Annotated in this window: 6 protein-coding genes; 1 reads left to right on the top strand and 5 read right to left on the bottom strand. The window is 45.7% G+C overall.

The features are described 5' to 3' along the window. Positions 1–1,629: sigma 54-interacting transcriptional regulator (locus Q0R35_RS14810; RefSeq protein WP_295619854.1), on the bottom strand; the 1,629-nt coding region annotated here is incomplete at its 3' end. 180 nt (positions 1,630–1,809) lie between these two features. On the opposite strand from Q0R35_RS14810, the gene mutT reads away from it, so the two are divergent. Further along, positions 1,810–2,226 (top strand): 8-oxo-dGTP diphosphatase MutT, encoded by a 417-nt coding sequence (mutT, locus tag Q0R35_RS14805; protein WP_295619851.1) that lies wholly within the window; start codon positions 1,810–1,812, stop codon positions 2,224–2,226. 3 nt (positions 2,227–2,229) lie between these two features. On the opposite strand, the gene Q0R35_RS14800 is transcribed toward mutT, so the two are convergent. Genes Q0R35_RS14800 through Q0R35_RS14785 form a run of 4 tightly spaced genes read right to left on the bottom strand, consistent with a single transcriptional unit; the run spans position 2,230 to position 4,764 of the window. Then, positions 2,230–2,403 carry a hypothetical protein gene (locus Q0R35_RS14800; protein WP_295619848.1) on the bottom strand — a complete coding sequence of 58 codons (174 nt, stop codon included), beginning with the start codon at positions 2,401–2,403 and terminating at the stop codon, positions 2,230–2,232. A gap of 9 nt (positions 2,404–2,412) precedes the next feature. Further along, on the bottom strand, positions 2,413–3,729 hold the full coding sequence (locus tag Q0R35_RS14795) for a CHAT domain-containing protein (protein WP_295619845.1): 1,317 nt from the start codon (positions 3,727–3,729) through the stop codon (positions 2,413–2,415). After that, the gene (locus Q0R35_RS14790; protein ID WP_295619841.1) at positions 3,693–4,208 is read right to left on the bottom strand and encodes a DUF928 domain-containing protein; all 516 of its coding nucleotides are present in this window, start codon (positions 4,206–4,208) and stop codon (positions 3,693–3,695) included. Before Q0R35_RS14790 ends, Q0R35_RS14795 begins: the two co-directional genes overlap by 37 nt. After that, a complete protein-coding gene (locus tag Q0R35_RS14785; RefSeq protein ID WP_295619838.1) occupies positions 4,198–4,764 on the bottom strand; it encodes a CHASE2 domain-containing protein in 567 nt (188 codons plus the stop codon). Before Q0R35_RS14785 ends, Q0R35_RS14790 begins: the two co-directional genes overlap by 11 nt. Positions 4,765–5,015: the final 251 nt, after the last annotated feature.

Here is a 5,015-nt window from a genome sequence, read left to right as displayed (position 1 = left end):
CAATAAACAACTAGATAAATATGCCGTATTTTCCAGATGCCATAGTTCTTCCCACAGAAAAATCAGGACGAACAAACCAAATAAAAACCAGCCGCCCCACCTTTCGGCAGTTTCGCGCGGCCACTTTTGCAGCGTCCGGGGCAAGAATTTGAGCGATAACTTCTGAGCGATTTCACCATAAATCATAAACGGGCAAAATGCACACCATAACCTGCCGATGAGGGGAAATAATAATAAAATTAACGGCCACCACCACGCCCAAAATAAATTGAGCGCAAAATTATGTTGGCGATCTTGGGGGGCAAGAAATAGAATTAAAACTACGATTGGAAATACCCAAACCGTAAAACCATAATTAATTCGATCGGGATACCAATCGGTATTTAAAAACCGCCGCAACCACGGGTAAGCATTTAATAAATTGAGGCGAAATAATTGCTTCTTAGGTGCCTGTGCCCAAAATACTTCTTCCGTTAATAGTTTACTACCTTGCGCCTGCACTAATGCCCGATCGACCATGCCTTGCAATTCTTTTAAATTACCAGGAAAATCGTAAGCCTGTAACCGCCGAATTGCTTCTGGTGTTACCTGGGGCTTGGCTACCTTGGTTTGCCGACAAATGATGTTGATATAATAGTTTACCTGCGCCTCCAAATCGGCTTTCCGCACCCGCAATCCGGGGACTTTGAGCTGATGTTTAACAACCTTATTAAACGTCGGTTGAGTGCTTTCTGAGATGAGGATGATGCGGGCATTACTGGGGCGCGGTGGCATGGCAATTTCGCCATCCCGCGCAATTGGGGTATAGGTACCAGTTGTTAATAATTGCTCGATTTGGGGTACTAATTCGCGCGGTAATTCCTGAACGTCATTAAGAATTAATGTGCCCTCACCCAGCCATTCCAATAACCCCGGTTTGCCACCCGCGCGCCCGAATAATTCTGCACCAGTACTACTAATTAGGGCACTTTTGAGCCTAATTATCGGCTGATGGCGACGATTGGAGCCAAAGTGAATCAGTGCGGCAATATTATCCTTTTCTAACCCTGGTTCGCCCGAAATTAAAACAGAGAGATCGTCGCTAGCAGCAGTACGAATTTGTTGGCGCAGCTTGACGGCATAACGACTGCTCCCAATAATCCCCCGCTTGGCTTGGGGCACCAAGTAAGTGCGTAGAGCAGTTTGTCTGTCTTGCTCGAACGCAATTTCACCTTCGAGTTGTGTTAGTTGAGTTGCGAGTCGCTCGGCGTAAGCAGCAGTAATCTGGGGATATTTAGTAACTAATGCCTGCCATTTTTCAGCAGAGATCGTCTGAAACTGACACTCAGTAATCGTGACAATCCGGCTATCTGCTAATTGCCCGCGCTGCAATGCCGATAAATTTACCACCGCACCCGGTAATAAACCCGTCGCCCACATCAATCCGGCTTTTTGGCGACGATACCGCTCGGCTTGCCCCGATACTAAAATGTAGAGCTGAGTAACTGGCGTATCTTCGATCGAGACTCGACAGCCTGCGGGAACAGCTAATTCGATCGATTCACTCGCGATCGATTCTAGAACATCTTCGGGTAACATGCCCAGCTCGGTAGATAATGCCAACCAGTGCGCTAATGTTGCTGTAGACATGGTGTGGAATATATCGATCGGTAGTTATCAGTCTACCCTACAATCGAGATATCATTCGACCAAATCCGAGCGGTGAGCGATCGCCCAACTGTACTCTTTACTTCTTACTCCTTACTCCTTACTCCTTACTCCCTACTCCTCCCCGTCTCCCATCTCCGTACTCCCATCTCCCATCTCTCCATGAACCCACTTCCCCACAAACAAATCGGTGTCGCCGTTATCTGGAATCCAGCCGGACAAATTTTAATCGATAAACGCAAGGCTGGTGGCAGCATGGGGGGACTATGGGAGTTTCCCGGCGGTAAAATCGAACCTGGGGAAACTGTCATCGAATGTATCGTGCGGGAAATTCGGGAAGAATTAGCGATCGAAATTACCGTCGGAGAGCATCTAATTACGATCGAGCATACCTATCCTGCGTTCCAAATTACCTTAATCGTCCATCATTGTCAGCATACCAGCGGCATTCCCCAATCGATCGAGTCTGATGAAATTCGGTGGGTAGATGTCCACGATTTGGCTAGCTATCAATTTCCCGCCGCTAATCTAGCAATTATTAGAGCAATTGAGTCAGGGGTTAGCGGTGCGATCTGCTAGATTTTAGCACCGCCGCGCCCAGAGATAATCTGCTAAAAAATTTGCCCGATCTTCCCAGTGAACCAGCGGAATGTAGGCTCTAGCTGTCTGGCAAGCACTTAATACTAGTAGCTCGATCGCATCTCCCGATCTAGTCCCACGATTCTGGAGCAGATTACTAAACCGATCGAGATTCAATCGATCGGTTTAGGTGAGAATATAGGTGTCTTCAGCTTTAGAACTAAATTGTCCGTGAGTGGCAAAATGGACGATCGGGGCATTACTAGCAACTAAATTTTTAGATACAAGTTGATTATTAAATTGTTCGTTGAGTAGTGTTTGATGAGGCACTAACCGACCGATCGATTCGATTTCCAATATGGCATTTGGTAGTGCCGAAAACTCTTGATTACTTTCTGATATCCCACCTAATAGCACTTGAGGTCGAATTCGATCTGCTGACTCTCGTGGTGGAACTAGTTGTAATCCTGGAGTCAGGGCTAAATTGTAACTTTCAACCAAATATTTATTTCCATCGTACAACACTGACATCGGAATATTGCGGAAGGCTCCATCCAAAACGAAAACTAAAATTTTAGTGTTAGCTCTAATCAGCTCTCCGGTTACGGGAGCTACGAGGAGGTCATATATTTGTTTGGACTGTTGTTTGAAGGCTTTTTCTTGCTGAGAATTAAAATTTGGATCTTGGATTTTACTTTGGAGTCCAGTAATTGTATTTTCAACTGTTTCTGCTGATATTTTCTGACTATAGTATCGTAATGGTTGTCCGGGAATGGAGGCGATCGTTGCTACTCGATCGGGTAAGATAATTGGATAAATTACCGCAGCCGATCGATCTATTTTATCTAATTGGACTGTATATGTATCTAAACAGTCTTGGCGGAGAAAGTTTTCTAATTCGGCAACTTGTAAGGATTCGATTGTATCGCGAGCATTTGCCAGATTTTTTTCAGAGATTGCCCGATCGTCTGTTAATAGGAGGTTGACATATTCTCGATAGACAGGTTCGACACTATCGCGGAATGAAAACTGGAGATCGGTATCGATTGCGTTGAGATCGTTGCGTAATAATTTGAGATGATTAATTGCTTGGCGATAAGCCGAAGTTGCAGTTTCCAGATCTCGATCGTTGGGATTGCTGGCGGTGATGATTTTACCCAATTGCCAATCGAGTCGATAGGCAAGATCGGGAGCTGGTAGATTCTCAGCAATTACCAGTGCTTGTTGAGTTAAATTTTTTGCTTCTTTACTTTGCCCAGTTGAGGCGTATAAACTACCCAAAGATCCGATCGCTTGAGCTTCACTGCGCGGATCTTTGATGTTTCTAGCTTGCTCGATCGCGGTAGTTAACAATCGAGCAACTGGCAGTAATAATTCTCGATCGAGAGTACTATTATTTTTATTCTTAATTGTTTCTGCCAATTTAATATAAGTATAAACCGTACTCCGGCTGGGTGCGGTCGCTTCTAAAATCTGACGATTCTGTTGTAAAAGATTGTGCAATTCATATTGAGGGTCAAAAACCAGTGATAGGATTTATTAGTTGCTAATGGCTCGATCGATTTGGGTAAAACAATCTGGATCGTACCTGGAGTTTGGGCAGGTGGGAGTTTTACATTCTGATAGATTATTTTCGTATCTGCTGGATTTGATTCATCCTGAAGCGTAAATGACATATCCACGATCGCGTTTTTGGCATAAGGAACGTAAAACCACAATGTCGGACGTGCCATCCCCGTCAATCCCCAAACTCGATCGCCCTGCGAGTCGCGATATGCAGGAACTAGTGCTGTCAATGGTCGAGAAACGACGGGACAGGCTGGATCGCGACTGGCAGCAGCAGCTCGATGACCTGTCATCCCGCGCGGGGGTGGAGGTGGGAGCTTGAATTTAATCGTTGCTGCGGCTGAAGTTAGACTCATTTGCCAAACGATCGGGTAGCTCAACAACCAGCCCAATCCCCACGCGATTTTAGATCTCATTAGTCCTGCTCCGATCGATTAATTTGGTCATGCTGCTGGTGCCAACGATCGCGATCGCTCGGATAAGGGATCGATAAATCATCGTCCTCATCGGTGCAGTGGTACCGATGAGGACGATTCGATCTTTGAAGGTATCCGCGCCGATCTGCCCGCTTAATACCTGTTGTAAAGTCACTCTGGGGGCAATGTCGATCGGATTTGGAGTCGCTCGATAATTTAACAAAATCTGGTGTCCGAGTGGATCGATCTGCTGATAGCCGCCGCTGTGAGCTTCTAAAGGGGCGAATGTCAGTTTTCCTAGCTGCCAAACATCATTGGGTAGGTATTTTAGATCGATCCCTTTGGTGGCTAGGTAACGTAATGCTAATTGTACGCTCAAGGCGTAGTGAGTTTTGCATAGCGAGGCGGGAGCTGGATCGAGAGCTAGATAATGACGGCGCAACACCCGATCGGGATCGAGGAGGACATCGCTAAAGCCAATGTTGTCTGTGGCTAGCTCTGGTGGCGGTGCAACCCCCGATCCAGCTTCAGCCGCGCTCACTTGGCAAATACCCACTAGCCCCTGAAGGGGTGACAAGCACCCATGTAACGCTTTCCCAGACTAGATTTTGCACAGTTGGATGAACATTGAAGAGATGTCAAAGCGAGTTACTTTTGGAGTACAAAGAGTATGGGATAGTAATAAAGATATGCTCAAAAAGTGAGAGCATAAAACAAATAATGTATCCCAAATTATATCAAAAGTGGTTCAAATTAACATTAAATCCAGCAGAGCTGGTGTTGGTAGAAATCCTGATGAGAACAGTA

The organism is Chamaesiphon sp. GL140_3_metabinner_50 (genome assembly GCF_025361915.1).
Taxonomy (GTDB): Bacteria; Cyanobacteriota; Cyanobacteriia; order Cyanobacteriales; family Chamaesiphonaceae; genus Chamaesiphon.
Note: the sequence above shows the minus strand (reverse complement) of the source record. Positions and strands in the feature narration are given on the sequence as shown.

Coding starts and splice junctions, on each gene's coding strand:
- Q0R35_RS14790 (WP_295619841.1), bottom strand. CDS start 4,208: ATGAGATCTAAAATCGCGTGGGGATTGGGCTGGTTGTTGAGCTACCCG.
- mutT (WP_295619851.1), top strand. CDS start 1,810: ATGAACCCACTTCCCCACAAACAAATCGGTGTCGCCGTTATCTGGAAT.